This is a genomic window from Martinezella sp. CNPSo 3957 (assembly GCF_057784395.1).
In genome coordinates, this window is the sequence record NZ_JBXSOU010000002.1 from 190982 (window position 1) to 211440 (window position 20459).

The following is a 20459-nucleotide window of genomic DNA, read 5'->3' on the forward strand; positions in this document are numbered from 1 at the left end:
CGATCCGCGGCGGGCAAGCGTCTTGAACAAAAGCTCCAGCCGCGCCGAGCGGGCTCCGTTGCTGCAAAAAGATTAACTGCGTCAATGCGATGGAACCGGCAGGCTAAAACCGAGTTATGCGGACATGAACCAGATGCTCCCCAAAGTCGGCGTTGCCGCGGCTGCCGCAGAGGCCAAGCTTACTTCCGGATTGATCTACATTCCCAGCCTCACTGTTGGAATTACCCGAAAGCAGGGAAAGAACGGTTTCCTCTACTACTCGCCCACCGGAAAGCGGATCACGGAACCTTCGGAGATCAATCGCCTGAATTCATTGGCAATTCCTCCAGCCTATACGAACGTGGTGATCTCTACCAATCCACTTTCACACCTTCAGGCCATTGGAACCGACGCGCGCGGCCGCAAACAATACCGCTATCACCCCGATTGGCAGTCAGAACGGGAGCGCGCGAAGTTCGATCGCCTCGTCGATTTCGCGGCCCGCCTGCCGGACATTCGCCAACGGGTAGATCGGGATCTGCGCTCGCGAGGTCTGACCATGGAAAAGGCATTGGCGACAGTCGTCTGGATGCTGGACAATCTCTATATTCGCGTGGGCAACGCAGCCTATGCGGAAATGAACCGATCCTACGGCTTGACCACGCTCAGGAACCGGCACGTGCAGGTCGAGGGTGGAAGCGTCAAGTTTCGTTTCACTGGCAAATCCGGCAAGGAATGGAACCTCGTTCACTATGACCGCCGCATCGCCAACATCGTGCGCCGCCTGCAGGAACTGCCGGGACAGCAACTGTTCAAATATGTCTGCGATGATAGCGGATGCCGTCAGATCTCATCGGAGGATGTAAATGCTTACATCCAGGAAACGGCCGGAGGCGATTTCAGCTCGCGTCAGTTCAGGACCTGGGGCGCGACCTGCATGGCGGTGTCTGCGCTGGCTCCGCTTAAGGTCGAGAAAACCGAGCGGGCTATCGCCCGCCAAATCAACAGCGTGATCGACCCAATAGCATCACGGCTCGTGAACACCCGCTCGGTTTGCAAGTCTTCTTACATCCACCCGGCGGTTTTCGAGGACTTCCGGGCAGGAGTGCTTGCCGATGTCCTCAAGATCCGAACGAGCAGCAACCGGCTTCTGGAATGGCTGGAATTGGAGGAAATCCGCGTTCAGCACTGGCTCAAGAGGCGTGCTCAGAAACAGTAATCTTCTGAGTGAATTCAGGGAACCATAGTCTCCAAAGATGGTTCGAGGTGAAGATTTCCTCAGGATAGGAGAACGTCATGGTTATGCATCCGAAGCCTCCATTTCCAGCGCAGCAACAGGCGATGCCGGGCTATACAGCCGCCATGCGGCCGGTGCCGGATCATGGCGAGGAGAGCTATCGCGGATCCGGCAAGCTTGCGGGCAAAAAGGCGATCATCACGGGCGGTGACAGCGGTATCGGCCGCGCCGTCGCCATTGCCTTTGCGCGAGAGGGCGCCGACGTCCTGATTTCCTTTTTGAAGGAAGAAGTGGATGCCCAGGAAACCAAACGCTGGATAGAAGAAGCAGGGCGAAAGGCGGTCCTCGTCGCAGGCGATATTCAGGATTCGCAGCATTGCCGGATGATCATCGAAAAAGCGGTGGCGGAGCTTGGCGGGATCGACATCCTCGTCAACAACGCTGCGCACCAGGCGAGTTTTCATGAGATTGGCGATATCACCGATCAGGAATGGGAGACGACATTCAAGGTCAACATCCATGCCATGTTCTATCTGACCAAGGCGGCGGTCCCTCACATGAAGCCGGGGAGTGCCATCATCAATACGGCTTCGATCAATTCCGATACTCCCAACCCGACCCTTCTTGCCTATGCAACGACGAAAGGCGCTATTCAGAACTTCACGGCCGGCCTGGCGCAGCTGCTCGCCGACAAGGGCATCCGTGCCAACGCCGTTGCTCCCGGACCGATCTGGACGCCGTTGATCCCATCCACGATGCCGGCGGAGGCAGTCGAGAATTTCGGCAGGCAAGTGCCCATGAAGCGTCCCGGTCAGCCGGTCGAGCTTGCAACCACCTATGTCATGCTCGCCGATCCGCTCTCCAGCTATGTTTCCGGCGCCACCATCGCGGTCACGGGCGGCAAGCCGATCCTATAGCGGCTGACCGAATATAGACGGCGGTCGCCCTCGTTTCGGAACATTCGGAATGGCAAACGGTTTGAATATTTATCCGGCATTTCAGTCCGGGACGTCGTGCCATTTGGCGTGATCGGAACGCTCGCAAGAAGGCAAAATGGAACGCAACCCGCAAGCACGTCACCGCATGATGGTTTTCGTAGCGGCGATTTTCATTATTGCTTGCTGCGTCGCAGTCTATTTTGCGTTCGAGTTTCATCCAGGCGAACCCGCTTTGCCGGCTACGGGCGTTGTGTCGACTAGCGGCCAATGACAGGAGCAAGCCATGAACAGCAAGTTGCCACCAGTTCCCGCAGACAATCGAAGCGATAAGGGTGTTGGAGACCATTCCAAGCCCGCCGTTGCCGATCCGCACAAACCTGATGTTGCACGCGATCCCGATAAAATGGGCCAGCAAGGCAACAGCAGGATCAACACCAGCCATCAAGGTCATCAACAAGATCGATAAGGAGGAGCCAATGTCCACGTCGACCAAGACTCCGGCCAGCATTCGCCAAGGCGGCCCGGGCGCGTCCCATGAAAATGCCAAGGCGCCTCTGAACATTCCTAAGCCAGCCGCCGACCCCGAGCGGCGCGACCGCAGCAAGGTTTCCGGCGGTGGCGGCGAACCCGATCGCCATCACAGCCACGACCCTAAGCGAAAAGGCGGGCATTAGGGGGAAGGTGCTGTGCATTGACGGCCAAAATGAAAGCGATCCTGGCATTATCGGCGCGTGTTCAACGCGATGGGAGAAATCATGAAACCGCTTGATAGGGCCATACGCATTGCGGTTGCCGCACATGAAGGCCAGACCGACAAAACGGGCAGGCCTTATTTCGAGCACTGCGAACGGGTGGCGAGGCTCATTTCAGATGAAGACGGCAAGGTCGTCGCTTATCTCCATGACGTCGTCGAGAAAGGTGCCGGCTGGAGCATCGAGAGGTTGAGAAAGGAAGGTTTTTCATCCTCGGTGCTGTCGGCCGTCGACGCATTGACGATGCGGCGGGACGAGCCGGAGACCGCCTTTATAGACCGGCTGGCCATCAATCCCTTGGCTGTTTCAATCAAGCAGATCGATCTTGCGGACAATATCTGGCAGGCCGGACGGAAAAATGTGGATCCCGAAAAATACTGCCATGCCCTTCAAATGCTCTTTAGGGCAACGGGCCGACCGCGATAGGGCAGCCATTAATCTCCCACTCTTAGGACAATCCTTGCCGCGAATGCGATCTTTCTTAAGGGCTGTCTGGGCTGCTGCCCGTTGCTTCCAGATTTCGCCAATGAAAAATGAAAGCGTCGCCACCGTTTGAAACTTTCACCCAGGTGAGGTGTTCGGGACCTGAAGCAGAGAGCGCGATGGAAACGACGATCGATATTCTAACCCACAATCTGCTCCTCTCGAGAATGGATACGGTAAGCCGATCCATGATCGTCTCGGCGCTAGAGCCGGTGGAGTTACCTGCGAAATACATGCTTTCGTCGTTCGAGAGAAAGACGGAGTTCTGCTATTTTTTGCGTTCCGGTATCGCCTCGGTCGTGGCCCGGTCGCCTCGAAATAAAACCAGCGAGGTGGGCATTATCGGCCGGGAAGGAATGGTTCCCGCTTCGCTGATCCTTCATAGCGGGCCGGCCGCTTTTGATATCGTCATGCAGGTGAGCGGCGATGGGCAAAGGATAAGGGTCGAACGTTTGGAGGAAGTGCTCCGGACCACTCCAACGCTCCGGGAACTGATTGGCAAATATGTTCACACCTTTCTCATTCAATCCGCATATACGTCGCTTGCGAACGCCAATCATAGCGCTCAGGAGCGTCTGGCACGCTGGATATTGATGTGCCACGACCGTATGGATGGCGATCGCATCCCGCTGACTCATGAATTTCTTTCAACGATGCTCGCGGTAAGACGCCCGACCATTACCGATGCCTTTCACGTGCTGGAAGGCCGGCGCCTGATCCGGTCCGAGCGTGGTCTGATAACTGTGCGCGATCGTCCCGGTTTGGAGGCTTTCGCCTGTGATTGTTACGGGCGGGCCGAAAACGAGTACCGAAACCTGATTGGAGAGTTTCGCTAAGGACCATTCTGACACCCGTCAACGCTGGTCCAGATGCCGCCATATCGGACACCGATCTTCGCGAGGCGATAGTATTTCCTGAGGCAGATTTCTTGAGGAAAAGATCGGCTTCGCTCACTTTCGTAACTCGATGTCAGGGCGACTTGATACCGGAGTGCTTTGGACGCATAGGTATCTCAGCGAGCCGTCCAGCGAAAGGAACCAATCGCTACGCTGAGGGCTATGTTGTCGGAGCATCTGCCCGACTTGTTGACGGTAGAATATTGGCGAGGCATTTTGGCTTGCGATCAGGGATATCTGGAGTATTACGCGGGTAAGCGCATCCTCGTCGTCGAGGACGAGTATTTCCTTGCCGACGAAGCTCGCCGCCAGCTCGTCTCACTCGGCGCCACTGTTGTAGGGCCGGTTGCAAACGTTGACGACGCGCTGGATCTGATTGATACCGTCGAGATCGATGCCGCTATTCTTGATATTCATCTGGGAGGCGAGTTCGTTTTTCCTGTCGCGGAGCGTCTCGACAAACTTGGCGTCGCATTTGTCTTCGCGACCGGCTATGATCCTTCCTTCATCCCCGACGAATTCCGAGGATTTTCGCTTTGCGAGAAACCGGCAGAGTTGGAAAAAATCGCGCAGGCCCTTTGGGGAAACGGAAGCAAGGGGCTGCAATAATTGACGTTCATCAGTCGCCGAGCTGATTGACGATCTTTTCTCGCGCCCGATTGACCCGGCTTTTGATCGTGCCTATCGGGCAGCCGAACTGCTTGGCTGCCTCTTCATAGCTCACACCCTGAATAAACACCACTTCGATTGCCGCGCGGTACCGTTCGGGAAGCTTTGCTATTGCGGTCTCAAGCTCATGTCCGCGTATCGACCATTCCTGATGGGGTGGGACAGACGTTCCGTATTCAGAAGCTTCACCCAAACCAACGTGCTCTCGTTTAGCAAGCCCAAATCGCGTGCAAAAGGCATTGCGCATGATCGTGAACAACCACGATTTCAGGCGCGTTCCTTCTTCGAATTTATCAAGATTAGCCAGCGCCTTGACGATTGTTTCCTGGACGAGGTCGTCTATGTCGTTTGGAGAAGCGTAGAAACGTCGCGCGAAATTGCGCAGTGCGGGAACGAGTTCGATCAGTTCAGCGTCAAGTTTCGTATTCCGATTTTCACGGTTCATTCCAGCCTCCCAGGTTTTAGGGACAATTCCTCAAAACCCAGGTCGTTCCGCTGAAAAAGTGTGCTCTTGCCCCTTCGTACGCTACCGTACGGAGGTACATTCGATTTACCTCAGGGAGGGGGTGCCAAGACCCAGCTGGAAGGCTTCAGCGTTCAAAATCCTGCCTTTTTGAGACCTTCTCGATACAGGTCCTTGTGCCATCGCTCCTTCACGGGGACCAGCGACAGCCATTCATCAACGTCGAAAGCAGGATTGTTCTCGCGGACGCGACGAACGAGTGCGCGGGCTTCATCCTGATTGCCGAGCATTGCCCAGCTCGCTGCGGCAAGCCCGTCCGCTTGCCCTGGATCGATCATTCGGCTGATATAATCGAGTACGGTCTGGAACTGGTTCAGGGCATAATTCGCTCGGGCGGCGATCCAAAGGTAGACATCCGGATTGATGGGATTGAGATCCATGGCCCGCTGGATTTTTTCCAGAGCCAGGCCGGGCCGGGAAAAGTGGACCAGCGTGTCAGCATGGTCGGCAATAATATCGGCGTGATGCGGACTGAGGGTCTCCGCTATTTCCAACGCTTCTACGCTGCTGTCGATAGAACCCAGAAGAAGCTTGGCGACGCCCAGCTCGCGAAAGCCGTCCGACAAATCGTTGCGAACCGAGATGGCGCGTTGGGCAAAATCCTCGGCCGATTTCAGTAGTTGCGGATCACCGCGCGGGGTTAAGCGCCATTCCTTAGAATAGCTGCGGGCAAGGGAGCCAAGGGCCGGTACAAAATCGGCGCTATGGCCCAGCGCGGCTTTCAGCTCCTTGCGGGCGTGCGTCAGGTTGGGCAGTGTAGGGCGATCGAGATATTGCAGCCCGACAAGGTATCGGTGATACGCGACAGGGTTTGGCTCAAAATATAGGCGCGCCAATTCATGATGCTCGACCTCTGCGACGGAGATGCGCACGACCTCCTGCGAGATTTCGCGCTTGTAGCGCGCAAGATCCGGTTTAGCGAAGGAGAAGTGCTCCGCCCACAGAATCTCGTTGCCTGGCAATGAGATGAGCTGCGTAAAGAGAGTGGGATCCTCCCTCGGCCCGCTTAGTCGGGTCTCCAAGACGTAATTGATGTCGTATCGCTCGAAAAGCGTGGTTTGATCGCCGCTTTGGCGTCCGATCTGAGCAGCGGAGTAGGGGGCGATTACTCGCAGACCATGCAGTGCGCTGAAGCCGAGGGTGATATCTTCGATCAGGGAGGATGCGAGCTTGGTTGCCATGTCATCGGGATCGCCGTCGGCGGGCGGCGGCAATGCGAGACGTGGAATGCGCGAGATCGTCCGCAAAGGGATATCCTGTTCGGATATGGCGGTCGAATGCGGCGCAGCGGCCGATATTGATGAGCGAGAGGATGCCCGAAGGAGCGCCGGCCATGATGAGGCGAGATCCGTACGTTGCGTAAATATGCGTTTGAGTTGTTCGAGGCCGCCCTCGGCATCGAAAGCCTTCAATAATATGCGATGCGTTGCAATGTCCTGCGGCTCGGCTTCGAAAAGAAAGAGAGCTGCCTCCTTGATGAGCGCGACATCGCCGGTCGCTATCGGAAGCTTCACCGCCGCATCCAGTACTTCCTTCAGGATCGCAAAGTGGCGCTTTCTTTCTCCCTCTCGCCAGTCGAGGAAGGCTCTGGTCTGACAGTTGGCCCGCTCCATGAACTTTGATTGCAAGGCCTCGATCAAGCGAGCAAGGCTCTCTATGGGATCCTTGGACGTCTCTGCATGGGCCGGGAAGATGTCGCTGCTGAACGAGCCGCTCGCCAAGTGAATATCTGTATCGTCGAAGGTCAGAAATTCGGTGTTCAATTCCGACTGTCGGCTCTTGATACGAGAGACCAGCTTGCGAAGATTTGTCAGCGAATTCGCCAAGTCGCCATCGCCCCAGAGAAATCTCGCCATATTTGTTCTGCTGACGGATTTTCTATCGCTCGTGAGCAGATAGGCAATAATCAGAAGCGCTTTCTTCGGGAACGTTATTTGGTATTCGTCGCCATCCAGAAGAGCGATTTCACCAAAGGTTCTGAGTAAAAATTTCATCGCGCCTTCTATATTGCTTCAGATATATAACCGCGGCCGTCTTTCGCGCTCTGTCTGGATAAACGGCGAAATGCAGTGGAATCGATTATATATTCCTGATGCAATGCACAAATATTTGCAAATGAACTATTCTCGAGCTTTGATTTCGAAAGTTATTGTTGCACAAAAGCTCAGTTTCGCGACATTCATTCGACGTCTGGCAAGTTCGTTTCCGATGCGGGTCCGTTAAGAAAACAGTCCTGATCGGCTAAATTCCGTCTTCCCGGCAACTATTGGCGGTCGGAAAATTCATGACCAACGCAGTGTTAGGGAAGCTCCTGGCCTCCAGATACTTCCTCGCCACAGAAGTGGTAACTTCAATTAGGGTGAGGATTTTATTGCCCCTATCGGCCCATTCGCCAACAGAGCCTACGGCTTATACTTTGGTATAATGGCGGTGCACCATCGCCTGATTGACCGCTCTTTGCGGCTGTGACACTACGGCCATGTCTTCGCAACGTCAGGCGAAGGCTTACGAAACCAACAGATCAAGAAACCAATGGACAGCTACCCTAGTCGCTGTCCGGTTGTGGCGTCATGCTGCATCCGGACGGTCATCGCAACAACCTGGACCGCTGCCGGCATTCGCCGGGTGAGCGCCGGTCGGGCCTAGCCTGTCCGGCTCGCCCTTCGGATCTGCCGTCAGGCGGGCCGATGAGGTGAGCCATGAACAACATCGTTCTTTTCCGCGGACGCAGGTTCGCAACCAAGTTTTCCGCCCCGAACGCTTTTGCCGTTTCGACCGGCAGCCGTCCGGCCGAACGTTCCGTATCGCCGCAGCGTCCGCGGCTGATCGCCATTTGGCACATCAATTTCCATACCGGGAAGCTTGAGTGCTTTTGGACGACGGAACGCGGGCCTTCCCTTGATGAGGATGGCAGCCGTTGCGCGGCCTAAACCCTTCCTTCTGAAAGAAGTGCCTGTGGTGTCGCTATGCGGCGCCTACGTCGCGCCCTGGCCAAAAATTCCTGTTTTCAAAGGATTATTACATGGTTTTCCTTGCTAACGATCGACGCGGGCGTAGCGCCGTTGCTGCGTTGGCCGGTTCGCGTATTCTGCCGAATGGCTATGATCTCGCCGTATTCGCCTTCATTGCCGCTGCCGCCTATCTCACACTTCACGGCGTAGCTGAGATGCGTGCGCCGCTGGCCGGCTTGTCAACGGCACCGCTGTCACTCGACCCGGCCTATCTGCCCGAATATGCCCTGCGGACGACGCTGCGGATGATGGCGGCCATCATCGCCTCCCTCATATTCACCTTCGTCGTCGCGACGCTTGCCGCAAAGAACCGCCGCGCCGAGAAGATCATCATTCCGGCCCTCGACATTCTGCAATCGGTGCCGGTGCTCGGCTTTCTGACCTTCACGGTGACCTTCTTCATGGGACTTTTCCCCGGAAGTCAGCTCGGCGCGGAATGTGCGTCGATCTTCGCGATCTTCACCAGCCAGGCATGGAATATGGCTTTCTCCTTCTATCAGTCGCTGCGGACGGTTCCGCGCGATCTCGATGAGGTCAGCCGTGGATTTCGCCTGTCGAGCTGGCAGCGTTTCTGGCGGCTGGAAGCTCCCTTTGCGGCGCCCGGTCTCGTCTGGAACACGATGATGTCGATGTCCGGCGGCTGGTTCTTCGTAGTTGCATCCGAAGCAATCACGGTGGGTAATACCACCGTGCAGCTTCCCGGTCTCGGCTCATGGCTGGCGGTTGCCATCGACAAGCAGGATTTCGCTGCCGTCAGCTGGGCCGTACTTGCCATGGCGGTCGTCATCCTTCTTTACGACCAGTTGCTTTTCCGCCCGATCGTCGCCTGGGCAGATAAGTTCCGCTTCGAGCAGACGGCCGGGCAGCAGAAGCCGCGCTCCTGGGTCTATTCGCTGATCCGTCGCACGCGCCTCCTGAAATACGGGACCACACCTTTGGCCGCTGCATGGGGTCGGCTGATGCTCCTGCGGCTTTTGCCCACCTCGCGTGCCGTCGCAAGAGAGCGAGGCGGGCAGCGAGCCGTCAGCTGGGCTATCGATCTTGCTTGGTATGCGCTGATCGCCGCCGTCGGTGCCTGGAGTGTGTGGGATGCGGTTTCCTATCTCAGCCAGACGCTCTCCTTGGCCGATGTCTGGATCGCTTTCGCCGGCGGGTTCGTGACGCTCATTCGCGTTGTCGTCCTTATTGCTGTCGCCAGCGTCATCTGGGTTCCGATCGGCGTCTGGATCGGCCTGCGTCCAGCTGTTGCCGAGCGCGTCCAACCTCTGGCGCAGTTCCTGGCGGCGTTTCCGGCAAATGTGCTCTTCCCCGTTGCGGTGGTTGCAATCGTTGCGACGGGCGCCAACCCGAACATCTGGCTGTCGCCGCTGATGGTCCTCGGCACGCAGTGGTACATCCTGTTCAATGTAATTGCCGGGGCGAGTGCATTCCCTACCGATCTGCGGGAGGCATCCTCGGTTTACCGGCTGCGCTCTTGGACTTGGTGGCGGCGAGTGATGTTGCCGGGGATATTCCCTTACTACGTCACGGGAGCGCTGACCGCTTCCGGCGGCTCCTGGAACGCCAGCATCGTCGCTGAACTGGCGAGCTGGGGCAACACGAAACTCGAAGCCTTCGGACTGGGATCATACATCGCGAAAGCGACGGAGGCGGGCGATTTTCCGCGTGTCATCCTTGGTATCGTCGTCATGTCGATCTTCGTGACGCTCTTCAACAGAACGCTCTGGCGGCCGCTCTACGTCTTCGCCGAACGACGCATGCGCCTCGATTAATTCAAGATCGGAGAACCGAATATGGAAAACGCTGTCATCTCCAGGAAGCTCGATATTGTAAAAAATGCACCGCTGGTTCTCGCCAAGCAGGTATGCCAGGCCTACGACAAGGGGGCATCCGGCTCGCTCGTCGTGCTCGAGAATGTCGATCTTCAGCTCTATCCCAATGAAATCGTTGGGCTGCTCGGCCGTTCCGGTTCCGGCAAATCAACGCTGCTGCGTGCAATCGCCGGTCTGATCCGCCCGAGCAAAGGGGACATCACCTTCCAGGGCAGGCAGGTCGTCGGCCCCAACTCCGATGTTGCCGTGGTCTTCCAGAGCTTTGCGCTCTTTCCCTGGCTGACTGTCCTGCAAAACGTCGAGCTTGGCTTGGAGGCGCAAGGTGTTGCCTCTTCTGAGAGGCGCAAGCGTGCGCTTGCTGCAATCGATCTCATCGGTCTAGACGGTTTCGAAAGCGCCTATCCGAAGGAGCTGTCGGGCGGCATGCGCCAGCGCGTCGGCCTTGCGCGTGCGCTCGTCGTCCGGCCGAAGGTTCTGCTGATGGATGAACCCTTTTCTGCGCTCGACGTGCTGACGGCAGAAACGCTTCGCACGGATCTGCTTGATCTGTGGTGCGAGGGCCGGATGCCGATCGAGTCGGTTCTCATGGTGACACACAATATCGAAGAAGCGGTGCTGATGTGCGACCGTATCCTGATCTTCGGGTCGAATCCCGGTCGCGTGATTGCGGAGATCCATGTCGATCTGCCGCACCCGCGCAACCGTCTCGATCCGGCCTTCCGCATGCTCGTCGAAGACATCTACGCGCGGATGACGGTAAAGACCGGTGCACCGACGCGCGAAGGCCTTTTCCCCGGCACCGGCATTGCGATGACGCTGCCGCGCGTGTCGACCAACCTGATGTCCGGTCTGATCGAAACGGTCGCCGCCGAACCGTATCGCGGGCAGGCCGACCTGCCGCCGCTGGCCGCCCATCTGCATCTCGATATCGATGATCTCTTTCCGGTCGCCGAAACGCTTCAACTCCTGCGTTTCGCTGATCTGGAAGGGGGCGACATAAAGTTGACAGCGCCGGGCTTGCGTTTCTTCGACGGCGATGTCGATGAACGCAAGAAACTCTTCGAACAGCATCTGGCGACCTATGTGCCGCTGGCTGCACATATTCGCCGTGTGCTCGACGAGCGGCCGACCCACCGCGCACCTGCACGGCGCTTCCGCGATGAGCTGGAGGATTACATGTCCGAGGATTATGCCGACACCACCATCAAGGCCGTCACGAACTGGGCTCGCTATGCGGAATACTTCGCCTATGACGAAAACGCCGATCTGTTCACGCTGGAGAACCCAAGTTGAAACCCCGCTGGAACGAGTGCGAGAGGGCGCCGCCGGTTGAGGCGGCGATCAGCTCATGGCATTCCAGGATTTGACAGGCCGCCTAGCCAGGACTTAGCGCATCAGATCCGGCGGGTCGCCAGCTTTGGCGGCAGCGGAGAACGCGGTTGTTGTTTTGATGCTTCGGTTCGGGCAGTTTGCAGCTTCCGCACGCGATCTTGCGGAAGCCGTGATGCAGGGATGCCAGGGATGAGGCGCGAGCTTTTGAAATACCTCTTCGAAATGCCCTTGCTTTGGCTCGGCATTGCAGTTCTTGCCGGTCTCATTTTCATCGGCGATACGATCACCGATCTGGAGATCGCCTTTGCCGTTTTGTATGTATCCGTCATCTTGTTGGCGGTCTATTCGGGGCGGACCGGCGCTATCGCGATAGTCGGGATTGCATGTGCTGCTTTGACTGTCATCAGCTATTTCCTGACGCGTCACGGCGCTTCGCAGGCAGGCCTGATCAACAGTACACTTAGCCTAGTCGCGATCGGCGCGACCACTTATCTGGCGATCAGGATCGAAATGCTTGATGCCAGGGCAAGGCAGGCGCAATCCGAGCTTGCACGCATGTCGCGTCTCATGATCGTCGGTGAGTTGGGCACATCGATAGCCCACGAAGTCAGCCAGCCGATCACCGCGATCGCCGCTAACGGTAATGCCGCGCTTCGATGGCTGTCCGCAACACCGGCCGATCACGACGAAGCCCGCCGCGCCATCGAGCGAATTGTCGCGGATGCCGGGCGAGCAGGCGATGTCATCGGTCGTGTTCGCGAGCTCGTGGCGCGCTCGTCACCCTCCAGCGACGCGATCGATCTGGTCGAGGCAGTCAATGATGTACTGGAACTCGTTCGCGGCGAGATTCGACGGAATCAAATCCTGTTCCGCTCGGAATTGGCGAGCGATCTGCCATTGATGGCCGGCGACCGGATCCAGCTGCAGCAGGTGATCCTCAATCTCGTCATGAATGCGATCGAAGCTCTGGCGGAGGTCGATGAGGAAACGCGCGAGCTGCTCGTCAGCGCTGCCGCGGACGAACGGAAGGTGACCGTCAGTGTGCGCGATACCGGCAGCGGCATGCCGGCCGAAAGGCTCGACAATATATTTGAAGCTTTCTACACGACCAAGCCGAAGGGTATGGGGATGGGGCTTGCCATCAGCCGATCCATTATCGAGGCGCATGGCGGGACTATCTATGCCGCGCCGAATTTTCCGCGCGGAGCCGTCTTCGGTTTCACCTTGCCGCTGAGCGGAAAGGCAAAGGGGTAGGGCATGCAAGGACAGCAGCCGACCGTTTACGTGATCGACGACGATCCATCCGTGCGCGATGGGCTGGACAGCCTATTACGCTCCGTCGGCTACGATACGCGTGCCTTTGCATCGCCGCGGAATTTCCTGGCTTCTTCTCGGTCTGAGGGGCCAGCCTGCATCGTGCTTGATGTCAGGATGCCGGATGCGAGCGGTCTTGATTTTCAGGATGCGCTTGCGCGTATGGGATACGCAATCCCGATCATTTTTCTCACCGGGCACGGCGACGTGCCGATGTCCGTCAGGGCGATGAAAGCGGGGGCGGTGGAATTTCTCTTAAAGCCGTTCCGTGAGCAGGATCTCCTCGATGCAATCAGACAAGCGCTCGAAATCGATCACATCCGGCTGCGCAAGCAGGCGGCGGAAGTCGATCTTCATGAGCGATTTTCGACACTCACGCCACGTGAGCGCGAGGTGATGGCGCTCGTCGCACGAGGTCTCCTCAACAAGCAGATCGCTGCCGAGATCGGCCTCAGCGAAATCACCGTCAAGGTTCATCGCGGGCAGGCGATGCGCAAGATGCGGGCCGACTCCGTCGCCGACCTCATTCGGATGGCGGACAATCTCGGCCTCACGAACGATAAAGCCAGCGATACGACGCCCGGGCTCGGTTAGTCTTGCAGCGCTCGTCTCCAGTCGCGAGGATTTCATGGCTTACGAATGCGGTGTTGCCACGTGGGTTAGTTCAATCCCGCGGAATCGTTGGCGTTCCCTGGTGAAAAATCATCTGCCATCGCCCATCGATACGCTGCCAAATCGAACTCCGTAAAGTATGCCGCTCCGGGCCGCTCTCTCCGCCCTGCCGGATGCTTCTGTAGGTGACGAGGACAACATCTGGTGAGATCGATCGAAAGGCATAGTCGCGGGAAATAATGGGAGGAGCTTCTTCTTCCGTCTTTTCTGCAGCCAGACCAGCGATCAGGTCATCCCTATCGTCGTAGATCGTACCGGAACTGCCAAATTCAACGAAGCCTTTAGCCAGCAATTCCGCCACGACTGCCGGCGACCGTCGTATTTCCGGGAGATGCAGCTTCTGCTCCAGCAGGCGGATCTCTTCAAGCTCATGCTGGGGAATGTTCATGGTTTCAGCGATCTTCCGTGAATATCGATGTTTGTATGTCGTGGACCTCAGTATGTTCCGAGCGCTTCCAGTTTTCTTTCCCGTTCGAACTTGTGGTCTTGATCATAGTCAGCTTCTCTAGATTGCTCCAACGCAGAGACGAAAAGCTCGGCGGCATGACGACCCGCCTGTGTTCTGTCATCTTCGATGACCGTTGCTATCCGCCGGAATAATTCGGACTCGAAACTGCCTGCGTTGTTCGAGGTATTCGGCCGTGCCAGTCTTGCACCGCCATCCAGTCTGATCGCCGACACATAGAACTCGTCCTCGTAATCGGCTCCTGCTGAGGTCAGCTCAGCACGCCCGTATAACAGCAACCCGGTTTCCCAGCGATCGCATAGGCGGATACTAAGCTCATCGAACGAACATTCGCAGGAGAATTCTGAAGCGTACATCATCATTCTCCCACCCTGGCGATCGACGATAGTTCGGCAACGCCGGCGCCTCTCACGGCATCTGCCGGTATGATTATGAAAGCATTCGGCTGCCTCAGCATGAATGGCATTCTCCTTCGATGGCCTTGCGGCTTTTCCAATCGTTGCAATTGGCCTGTCCGGTTTCGCTAACTTCGGGCGAGGTCCTGCTCTTGCCCGGGCTCATTCCATTCAGGGCCAACGGCTCTTCTCGGTGAAGTTGCCATTCAACATAATGTATGTCAACATAATTTATGTTTATCGCGCGACTCAAATAGAAAATTGGTTTTATTTGCGTGCGATATGACCGCAAATCCGGCCGATGATCGTCAAGCGGTCCAATTCGACGGTAAAAGTTTCCAGTGCCGGATTGTCGGAGATGATCTTGACTTCGCTTGGTCGGCTAAAGGGAACTCGCTGCAAGCGCTTGATCTGCGGCTCCGTATAACCGTCGCTGATCGCATAGACCGTATCGGTGGTCATTTGGTTCTGTGAGAGATCGACGATGACGCGATCGCCGGGCATGTAGGTCGGCTGCATGGAATCGCCGACGACTTCCATGATGATCGTGTGGCTCGGGGAAGCCTTGGCCTCGTTTCGCAGATAGCCGGTGGGGATAAGCCATTCTGCGACGATCTTATGCCCGGCGACATTGCCTGAGCCGACGGGGAGGTTGATGACTTCGCCGACGACGCCGCTACCGGCTCCAAGTTTCACGTCCACTTCCGGTGTTGCGCCTTCGATCTGCGGCTTCCAGTGTTCGCGGCTGTAGCTAAGCTCGTCGCCGCTCTCGGCAAATCCATCGTGATCCTGCTCGTCGGGATCGAAGGACATGACAATGTTTGGCGCCGGACGTGCGGTTTTGCGCTGGCCTTCGCCGGTCAGAAGATAAGCCGCGGTCGTGCCGAATTTCTTGGCATAGCGATTGGCGACTTCGGCGCTGAATTCGTTCTGACCGTTTTCATGCGCGCGATAGGTGGACAAGCTCACGCCCAGCGCTTCTGCCGCCTTCGTGGCTGATGGATAATTTGCGGCTTCGCGCGCCGCTCTTAGTCGTTCGCCCATGGATTTCTGCATCTTTTGACCCTTGCAAAATTTCCGACATAAATCATGTTGACAACATTATTATTATCAACATAATTTGTGTTTATCAAGATGCCAGTGGCGCAAAACGCTGTTTGGCGGGTGAGCGGCGCGGCTTAGTACGCGGCGGACAATGTTTTGGAGGTGAAGTTATGATCATAGGCAATGGGAACAGGAGGGCAGCGTCGCAGGCTGGATATTTCGATCGCTTTTGGGGGTGTCCCGGATGCCTCCGAATTCTGTCGATCGCGGAGGTCATCGAGCTGCATTGTGAGAGTTGTGATGTAGCCGTCGAGCCTGCGGAAATGACGAAGATCAGGTCTTTTTCCGAAGCAGCTGGTCAGGAGGCGCTGCCATGATCGAAATGCTTCAGGGTCTTCTCGCCTGTATCGGCGCGGCGTTGTTTTTTGTCGCTATGGTGATCGCAATAAAGTCGGTCATTGGGAAATCGCCAATGACATCCCTTGAGGATGAGGACTTCGGTGCTCCGGAGGGAGACCAAATTCATTTCCGCATTGCCAAAGACCCCACGCTTGCGCCCAAAGAGCCGGCACGGCCGGCGAAACTGCGCAGACGGTAGGCGGGTCCCAAAGGTCAAAGCCCAATCGAAAACTCTAGAGATAGACCTGGCCAAGCGAGCCGGGGGAGGTTGCTATGAACGAATTTCAAATCGGAACAGAAGCCGTTGCCGGCGGCCATCTCGGCTGGATTCGCAAGGTTCACCGAGCGACAAACGAGATCCTCCGCGATGGCCGGGGTGAACCGATCGTCTTCGCGACGCAGGATGCTGCCAAGGCGGCAGCCGGCGAGGCGATGGTCGCTTATCTCAACACACCGATGCTGCGCGATGGGGCGAGGGTAGAGGCGATTTCTAAGGCGGAGGCCTTCTTCAAACCCAAATCGGTCAGCGCTATCGCGGCCATTGGAAGCGCTTCGTGAGCTGTCCCCGAATGGCAGAGGCAACAAATTTACCAACGAAAGGAGTTGAACTGTCATGACCAAAGGCAGGCTGGATCTTCTTCTCGATGGGCTCGGCATCAAGCTGGTTCCCGTCCATCGGCGCCGCGCACCTGCGGAGAGCCACGCGCGCGGCACAATGCAGGAAATCCGGGGCCGCTACGGCGATGGCCATCTGGTCTTCGTTCTGCGGTGTATCCGGCAGACTGGGAGCAATCGCGACGAGCTCTGGTCGGACACGATCGGTGCCGTATCAGATGTTCTGGCGCAGCGCGAGGATTGGGCACTGCAGCGTCCAGGTGATCTCTTGGGCGCCTTCGACGATATCGCGCTTGCCACATTGCGCACGGATGCGGTCGCGCGGCGGCCTTGGCCCGTTCGCGCGACATTGCGAACGCTGATTTATCAGGAATTGGAGAAACGACTTGATACACCGGTCCGCCTTGCAGTTTGACGACCTGTCCCGTCGCGCGGCTGAGATTGCCGACGTGAGTCTGATCGTCCGTGCACGTTTCGTCGAAGCTGCCGATACGATGGTTCATCTCGACGTGCGTGGCATCCGGCCCGACAGGATGCGGACACTCTGGCCGGAGGTTTTGCCCGAACCGATGGATCATGCCGATATCCGCATTCGCTATCGGCCGAGTGCTGCAGCCATCAGTCGGGCAGAGGAGGTTTTGCAGGAATGGCTGAGGGTTCACGTCCAGGATGAGGAGCGGCGCATTCTGCTTTCGCAATGGTCCATTTGTCTTGCCGCGCCCTATATGGCCGGTTCGTTTCGGGATTTTTGCGCGCGGACGGGGCGCGTACGGCGCACGGCCGAACGGCGTATTCACAGCGAGTTCCAGAAGTTGGCCGATGTACTTCTCGCTGCCTCACCGATGCTCCAGGAACCGGATTGGTCGCGCATATCGCCGATGATGCCGAATGCGCCTGGCGGACTCGACCGGGCAAGGCCCAAGGCACCCAAACATGAAACACATTGGCTGCCGGATGATGCGCGGCCCGTCTTCGATGCGGCAAGCCCTGAACTTGCCGAATTGGCTAAACGACTGGAGCGTGGGAACCGCAGGCGCGCCAAGATGAAAGTCTGAGCCGTCGCACTGATGCGGTCCGAACCCGCAACCATTGTGATGCGCCAATATCTCCGATTGGTGACTTTGTTCAACCAAGCGCAAAAACGCCGGCGGGGCGAGCCTTTGCAGTCATCTCGCCGAAATCTGGGACCGTGTATTCTGCCAAGAGCCGAAGACGCGATGTCGGCAGATGAGTTCGCCATGGATCGCCGATCAGAATCGTGATTTCCCGAGCCAGGCAGCGGTCCAGAAATGCGATGACGCTCTCCGCAAGCGCTGCCTCATAGAAAAGATCCCCGACGCATATGACGTCGATGTCAGGCGGTTCGCTTTTCGTCAGGTCGGCGAGCACCGTATCGATTATCACATCATTGAGTGCGGCATTGAGCTCGATAGCTGCAATTGCATAGGGATCGACGTCCGCGCCACATACCTTCGCTGCGCGTGCCTTTGCAGCGGCAATCCCAACAATTCCCGAGCCGGCGCCCAGATCTAATACGCGGCGACCAGCCACACTTTCTGGCCTGTCGAGAAGATAACGGGCGAGAACCAGACCTCCTCCCCAGTAATGCGCCCAGTACGGTGAGCCGAATCGCGGATCTTGTTCTGCGAGGCGTCGCAGCCCGCTTTGTGAACCTGCTTTATGCAGGCAAATATCGGGGATACCGGGAACAGGCAGGACCGGGAGATTGGCGGCGATGAACCGCCGAACCCAATCCTGGCTCATGGGATCATCCGAACTGCTGTTTCGTCTTGCCGAGATTCCTATCGGCTGGCCTTTGCGCATCTTGAGTATTTTCGCGAATTGAGGGTTAGATCGTTTAGTTCGTCGGACTGGAGAATCCGATATTTATGGGGAATTTCAATTGGTTATTTGCAGTCCCCGTCAAAATCCTCATTCCTTGCGCGCTGATCGCCCTTCAAGGGTGTCGCCAATTGCGCCGGGATAGGGTATTTATTTTGGCATGATGAGAACAGTTGCAGCGACGCACTGTTGACCGCAAGCGATGTTTTAAACCGCTTGTTTTCTTTCAAAATTCCATCGGAAATCATGAAGCATGACCAATGCCGACAAGCCAGTCGCGCCGCGCAAACCGCGTGTGCGCCGTCGCAAGGTTGTTTCCATCGAGGATACGCCGCTTGATTACATGCTGAAAGTGATGCGCGACGACGAGGCGGACCAGAAGCGGCGCGATGAAATGGCGAAGATTGCCGCATCCTATGTTCATCAGAAACCTAGCGAGCGCTCCGGCGCCGGGGCCAAGGGAGGCCGCGGCGTCACCATCGATCTAACCAATGCCACGGATGAGCAGCTTGCGATACTCGAATCTCTCTTCGGTCCCCTTGCCGGATCCGGCGACGATGATCGCAGCAATCCAAGAGGAGAAAGCGAGGCGGAGAGCTGAACGCGAGCAGATGGAGGTCGCAGCCCGGCTTGCCATGGATGCCGAGCGCGTTCGTGCCAGCTGCCAGTCTCTAACCGGCTTCGTGCGAGAGGCCTGGCACGTCGTCGAGCCCTCAGTCGACTATGTCCACGGCTGGCATATTGATGCTATCTGCCGACATCTTGAGGCGGTGACATCGGGTGACATTACCCGGCTGCTGATCAACGTTCCGCCGGGCACGATGAAATCGCTTCTTTGCGGTGTCTTTTGGCCGGCATGGGAATGGGGGCCGAAAGGCAAACCGCAACTGCGCTATCTCGGTGCCTCTTACTCGGAACATTACGCCAAGCGCGACAATAGGCGCATGCGGGACCTCGTAGCCTCCGAATGGTATCAGACACTATGGGGCGATCGGGTCAGGCTGACAAGAACGGGCGAAATGGCCTTCGCCAATAGCTGCACGGGCTCGCGGCAGGGTGTGCCGTTCTCCAGGTTGACGGGCGGCCGCGGCGATCGTGTCATCATCGACGATCCGCATTCCGTGGATGGAGCGGAATCGGAGGCCGAGCGCCTGTCCACGGTTCGCACCTTTCGCGAATCCGTCCCGACGCGGCTCAACGATCCCCAGCGCTCGGCGATCGTTGTCGTGATGCAGCGGCTGCATGAGGCGGATGTCTCCGGGACGATCCTCGCGCTTGGGCTCGGCTACGAACACCTGATGCTGCCGATGGAATTCGAGCCGGAGCGCCGTTGCCGCACGTCGATTGGATTTGTCGATCCGAGGACGGAAGAGGGCGAACTGCTTTTTCCGCAGCGCTTTCCTCGTGCGGTCGTCGAGCGGGACAAGGTTCCGCTCGGCTCCTATGCGGTGGCCGGTCAATTTCAGCAACGGCCTGCCCCTCGGTCGGGCGGTTTATTTCAGCGCGGCGATTTCGAAATCGTCGAGGCACTGCCTTCCGGTGCGAAGCGTTGTCGCGCCTGGGACTTTGCCGCTTCGAAGGCGCGTCCCGGCCGCAAACCAGACTGGACCGTTGGTCTGCGCATGGCTTTGATCGATGGTGTTTTCTATGTCGAAACCCTCGCGCGAGGGCGCTGGTCGCCCGCCGAGGTGGAGCGCAATCTCAAGAACACTGCCTCGCAGGACGGACCGACGGTGACGATCCGCATGCCGCAGGATCCCGGTGCGGCCGGCAAGGCTGATGCGGAAACCAAGATCAAGCTGCTCGCGGGCTTTCCTGTAAAAGCCATATCACCAACCGGCGACAAGGCGACGCGCGCCAAACCCGCTTCGGCGCAGGCCGAAGCGGGAAACGTCAAGCTTTTGCGTGGGGACTGGAACGAAGCCTTTCTCGATGAGATCTGCGCCTTCCCGAACGGGCAGTTCGACGATCAGGTCGATGCCTTCGCCGACGCTTTGAACGAACTCGCGCTGAGTTCGTCCTTCAGTTTCAACAACTTCTAGGCTCGCTCGGGCGAGCTT

At 57.5% G+C, this 20459-nt stretch carries 25 protein-coding genes; 19 read left to right on the forward strand and 6 right to left on the reverse strand.

The genetic code is table 11. The annotated features are described in order from the left end of the window. The first annotated feature begins 124 nt into the window (after positions 1-124). The 7 genes from AC13QE_RS06085 (at position 125) to AC13QE_RS06115 (ending at position 4894) form a co-directional block, all read left to right on the forward strand. Entirely contained in the window at positions 125-1198 is a 1074-nt protein-coding gene (locus AC13QE_RS06085) for a DNA topoisomerase IB (protein WP_488483021.1), read from the forward strand. A 77-nt stretch (positions 1199-1275) separates the two neighbouring features. Continuing rightward, on the forward strand, positions 1276-2133 hold the full coding sequence (locus AC13QE_RS06090; protein WP_488483022.1) for an SDR family oxidoreductase: 858 nt from the start codon (positions 1276-1278) through the stop codon (positions 2131-2133). A gap of 304 nt (positions 2134-2437) precedes the next feature. Continuing rightward, positions 2438-2620, forward strand: coding sequence for a hypothetical protein (locus AC13QE_RS06095; RefSeq protein ID WP_132717081.1), 183 nt, complete (start codon positions 2438-2440; stop codon positions 2618-2620). Positions 2621-2630: 10 nt separating this feature from the next. Then, positions 2631-2828 (forward strand): hypothetical protein, encoded by a 198-nt coding sequence (locus AC13QE_RS06100; protein WP_488483023.1) that lies wholly within the window; start codon positions 2631-2633, stop codon positions 2826-2828. An 81-nt stretch (positions 2829-2909) separates the two neighbouring features. Further along, positions 2910-3332, forward strand: a complete 423-nt coding sequence (locus AC13QE_RS06105; RefSeq protein WP_488483333.1) for an HD domain-containing protein — start codon at positions 2910-2912, stop codon at positions 3330-3332. 176 nt (positions 3333-3508) lie between these two features. Continuing rightward, positions 3509-4225, forward strand: coding sequence for a Crp/Fnr family transcriptional regulator (locus AC13QE_RS06110; protein ID WP_488483024.1), 717 nt, complete (start codon positions 3509-3511; stop codon positions 4223-4225). A gap of 276 nt (positions 4226-4501) precedes the next feature. Then, entirely contained in the window at positions 4502-4894 is a 393-nt protein-coding gene (locus AC13QE_RS06115) for a response regulator (RefSeq protein ID WP_488483334.1), read from the forward strand. Positions 4895-4904: 10 nt separating this feature from the next. Here the strand turns inward: AC13QE_RS06115 and AC13QE_RS06120 are convergent, their stop codons facing one another. Together AC13QE_RS06120 and AC13QE_RS06125 are read right to left on the reverse strand one after the other, a co-directional pair. Further along, complete coding sequence (locus AC13QE_RS06120; protein ID WP_132717077.1) at positions 4905-5399, reverse strand: RNA polymerase sigma factor; 495 nt, start codon at positions 5397-5399, stop codon at positions 4905-4907. Positions 5400-5551: 152 nt separating this feature from the next. Next, positions 5552-6658 carry a hypothetical protein gene (locus AC13QE_RS06125; RefSeq protein ID WP_488483025.1) on the reverse strand — a complete coding sequence of 369 codons (1107 nt, stop codon included), beginning with the start codon at positions 6656-6658 and terminating at the stop codon, positions 5552-5554. A 441-nt stretch (positions 6659-7099) separates the two neighbouring features. Between AC13QE_RS06125 and AC13QE_RS06130 the strand changes: the two genes are divergently transcribed. The 6 genes from AC13QE_RS06130 to AC13QE_RS06155 all read left to right on the forward strand — a co-directional run bounded on the left by AC13QE_RS06130 (position 7100) and on the right by AC13QE_RS06155 (position 13560). Next, entirely contained in the window at positions 7100-7462 is a 363-nt protein-coding gene (locus tag AC13QE_RS06130) for a hypothetical protein (RefSeq protein WP_488483026.1), read from the forward strand. 714 nt (positions 7463-8176) lie between these two features. Further along, on the forward strand, positions 8177-8407 hold the full coding sequence (locus tag AC13QE_RS06135; protein ID WP_488483027.1) for a hypothetical protein: 231 nt from the start codon (positions 8177-8179) through the stop codon (positions 8405-8407). A 92-nt stretch (positions 8408-8499) separates the two neighbouring features. Continuing rightward, complete coding sequence (locus AC13QE_RS06140; protein WP_488483028.1) at positions 8500-10260, forward strand: ABC transporter permease; 1761 nt, start codon at positions 8500-8502, stop codon at positions 10258-10260. Positions 10261-10281: 21 nt separating this feature from the next. Next, positions 10282-11613 carry an ABC transporter ATP-binding protein gene (locus AC13QE_RS06145; protein ID WP_488483029.1) on the forward strand — a complete coding sequence of 444 codons (1332 nt, stop codon included), beginning with the start codon at positions 10282-10284 and terminating at the stop codon, positions 11611-11613. 228 nt (positions 11614-11841) lie between these two features. After that, positions 11842-12906 carry a sensor histidine kinase gene (locus tag AC13QE_RS06150; RefSeq protein ID WP_488483030.1) on the forward strand — a complete coding sequence of 355 codons (1065 nt, stop codon included), beginning with the start codon at positions 11842-11844 and terminating at the stop codon, positions 12904-12906. A 3-nt stretch (positions 12907-12909) separates the two neighbouring features. Next, the gene (locus AC13QE_RS06155; RefSeq protein WP_488483031.1) at positions 12910-13560 is read left to right on the forward strand and encodes a response regulator transcription factor; all 651 of its coding nucleotides are present in this window, start codon (positions 12910-12912) and stop codon (positions 13558-13560) included. 70 nt (positions 13561-13630) lie between these two features. Here the strand turns inward: AC13QE_RS06155 and AC13QE_RS06160 are convergent, their stop codons facing one another. From AC13QE_RS06160 to AC13QE_RS06170, 3 genes are all read right to left on the reverse strand, one after another. Next, positions 13631-14026 carry a nuclear transport factor 2 family protein gene (locus AC13QE_RS06160; RefSeq protein ID WP_488483032.1) on the reverse strand — a complete coding sequence of 132 codons (396 nt, stop codon included), beginning with the start codon at positions 14024-14026 and terminating at the stop codon, positions 13631-13633. A 47-nt stretch (positions 14027-14073) separates the two neighbouring features. Further along, positions 14074-14460 carry a hypothetical protein gene (locus AC13QE_RS06165; protein WP_488483033.1) on the reverse strand — a complete coding sequence of 129 codons (387 nt, stop codon included), beginning with the start codon at positions 14458-14460 and terminating at the stop codon, positions 14074-14076. A 306-nt stretch (positions 14461-14766) separates the two neighbouring features. Then, a complete protein-coding gene (locus AC13QE_RS06170) occupies positions 14767-15555 on the reverse strand; it encodes an XRE family transcriptional regulator (protein WP_015340459.1) in 789 nt (262 codons plus the stop codon). A gap of 361 nt (positions 15556-15916) precedes the next feature. Between AC13QE_RS06170 and AC13QE_RS06175 the strand changes: the two genes are divergently transcribed. The 4 genes from AC13QE_RS06175 (at position 15917) to AC13QE_RS06190 (ending at position 17612) form a co-directional block, all read left to right on the forward strand. Next, on the forward strand, positions 15917-16141 hold the full coding sequence (locus tag AC13QE_RS06175) for a hypothetical protein (protein ID WP_132717067.1): 225 nt from the start codon (positions 15917-15919) through the stop codon (positions 16139-16141). 74 nt (positions 16142-16215) lie between these two features. Beyond that, complete coding sequence (locus AC13QE_RS06180; RefSeq protein ID WP_488483034.1) at positions 16216-16500, forward strand: hypothetical protein; 285 nt, start codon at positions 16216-16218, stop codon at positions 16498-16500. Positions 16501-16555: 55 nt separating this feature from the next. Then, complete coding sequence (locus AC13QE_RS06185; protein WP_132717065.1) at positions 16556-16972, forward strand: hypothetical protein; 417 nt, start codon at positions 16556-16558, stop codon at positions 16970-16972. Then, positions 16944-17612 carry a DUF6362 family protein gene (locus tag AC13QE_RS06190; RefSeq protein ID WP_488483035.1) on the forward strand — a complete coding sequence of 223 codons (669 nt, stop codon included), beginning with the start codon at positions 16944-16946 and terminating at the stop codon, positions 17610-17612. The genes AC13QE_RS06185 and AC13QE_RS06190 overlap by 29 nt, the downstream gene beginning before the upstream one ends. 70 nt (positions 17613-17682) lie before the next feature. On the opposite strand, the gene AC13QE_RS06195 is transcribed toward AC13QE_RS06190, so the two are convergent. Continuing rightward, positions 17683-18321, reverse strand: coding sequence for a class I SAM-dependent methyltransferase (locus AC13QE_RS06195; RefSeq protein ID WP_488483036.1), 639 nt, complete (start codon positions 18319-18321; stop codon positions 17683-17685). Between the two features lie 331 nt (positions 18322-18652). On the opposite strand from AC13QE_RS06195, the gene AC13QE_RS06200 reads away from it, so the two are divergent. Both AC13QE_RS06200 and terL read left to right on the forward strand, forming a co-directional pair. After that, entirely contained in the window at positions 18653-19000 is a 348-nt protein-coding gene (locus AC13QE_RS06200; RefSeq protein ID WP_488483037.1) for a hypothetical protein, read from the forward strand. Beyond that, the gene (gene terL, locus AC13QE_RS06205; RefSeq protein WP_488483038.1) at positions 18957-20441 is read left to right on the forward strand and encodes a phage terminase large subunit; all 1485 of its coding nucleotides are present in this window, start codon (positions 18957-18959) and stop codon (positions 20439-20441) included. The genes AC13QE_RS06200 and terL overlap by 44 nt, the downstream gene beginning before the upstream one ends. Positions 20442-20459: the final 18 nt, after the last annotated feature.

Coding starts and splice junctions, on each gene's coding strand:
- AC13QE_RS06085 (WP_488483021.1), top strand. CDS start 125: ATGAACCAGATGCTCCCCAAAGTCGGCGTTGCCGCGGCTGCCGCAGAG.
- AC13QE_RS06090 (WP_488483022.1), top strand. CDS start 1,276: ATGGTTATGCATCCGAAGCCTCCATTTCCAGCGCAGCAACAGGCGATG.
- AC13QE_RS06095 (WP_132717081.1), top strand. CDS start 2,438: ATGAACAGCAAGTTGCCACCAGTTCCCGCAGACAATCGAAGCGATAAG.
- AC13QE_RS06100 (WP_488483023.1), top strand. CDS start 2,631: ATGTCCACGTCGACCAAGACTCCGGCCAGCATTCGCCAAGGCGGCCCG.
- AC13QE_RS06105 (WP_488483333.1), top strand. CDS start 2,910: ATGAAACCGCTTGATAGGGCCATACGCATTGCGGTTGCCGCACATGAA.
- AC13QE_RS06110 (WP_488483024.1), top strand. CDS start 3,509: ATGGAAACGACGATCGATATTCTAACCCACAATCTGCTCCTCTCGAGA.
- AC13QE_RS06120 (WP_132717077.1), bottom strand. CDS start 5,399: ATGAACCGTGAAAATCGGAATACGAAACTTGACGCTGAACTGATCGAA.
- AC13QE_RS06125 (WP_488483025.1), bottom strand. CDS start 6,658: ATGGCAACCAAGCTCGCATCCTCCCTGATCGAAGATATCACCCTCGGC.
- AC13QE_RS06135 (WP_488483027.1), top strand. CDS start 8,177: ATGAACAACATCGTTCTTTTCCGCGGACGCAGGTTCGCAACCAAGTTT.
- AC13QE_RS06140 (WP_488483028.1), top strand. CDS start 8,500: ATGGTTTTCCTTGCTAACGATCGACGCGGGCGTAGCGCCGTTGCTGCG.
- AC13QE_RS06145 (WP_488483029.1), top strand. CDS start 10,282: ATGGAAAACGCTGTCATCTCCAGGAAGCTCGATATTGTAAAAAATGCA.
- AC13QE_RS06150 (WP_488483030.1), top strand. CDS start 11,842: ATGAGGCGCGAGCTTTTGAAATACCTCTTCGAAATGCCCTTGCTTTGG.
- AC13QE_RS06155 (WP_488483031.1), top strand. CDS start 12,910: ATGCAAGGACAGCAGCCGACCGTTTACGTGATCGACGACGATCCATCC.
- AC13QE_RS06160 (WP_488483032.1), bottom strand. CDS start 14,026: ATGAACATTCCCCAGCATGAGCTTGAAGAGATCCGCCTGCTGGAGCAG.
- AC13QE_RS06165 (WP_488483033.1), bottom strand. CDS start 14,460: ATGTACGCTTCAGAATTCTCCTGCGAATGTTCGTTCGATGAGCTTAGT.
- AC13QE_RS06170 (WP_015340459.1), bottom strand. CDS start 15,555: ATGCAGAAATCCATGGGCGAACGACTAAGAGCGGCGCGCGAAGCCGCA.
- AC13QE_RS06175 (WP_132717067.1), top strand. CDS start 15,917: ATGATCGAAATGCTTCAGGGTCTTCTCGCCTGTATCGGCGCGGCGTTG.
- AC13QE_RS06180 (WP_488483034.1), top strand. CDS start 16,216: ATGAACGAATTTCAAATCGGAACAGAAGCCGTTGCCGGCGGCCATCTC.
- AC13QE_RS06185 (WP_132717065.1), top strand. CDS start 16,556: ATGACCAAAGGCAGGCTGGATCTTCTTCTCGATGGGCTCGGCATCAAG.
- AC13QE_RS06195 (WP_488483036.1), bottom strand. CDS start 18,321: ATGAGCCAGGATTGGGTTCGGCGGTTCATCGCCGCCAATCTCCCGGTC.
- AC13QE_RS06200 (WP_488483037.1), top strand. CDS start 18,653: ATGACCAATGCCGACAAGCCAGTCGCGCCGCGCAAACCGCGTGTGCGC.
- terL (WP_488483038.1), top strand. CDS start 18,957: ATGATCGCAGCAATCCAAGAGGAGAAAGCGAGGCGGAGAGCTGAACGC.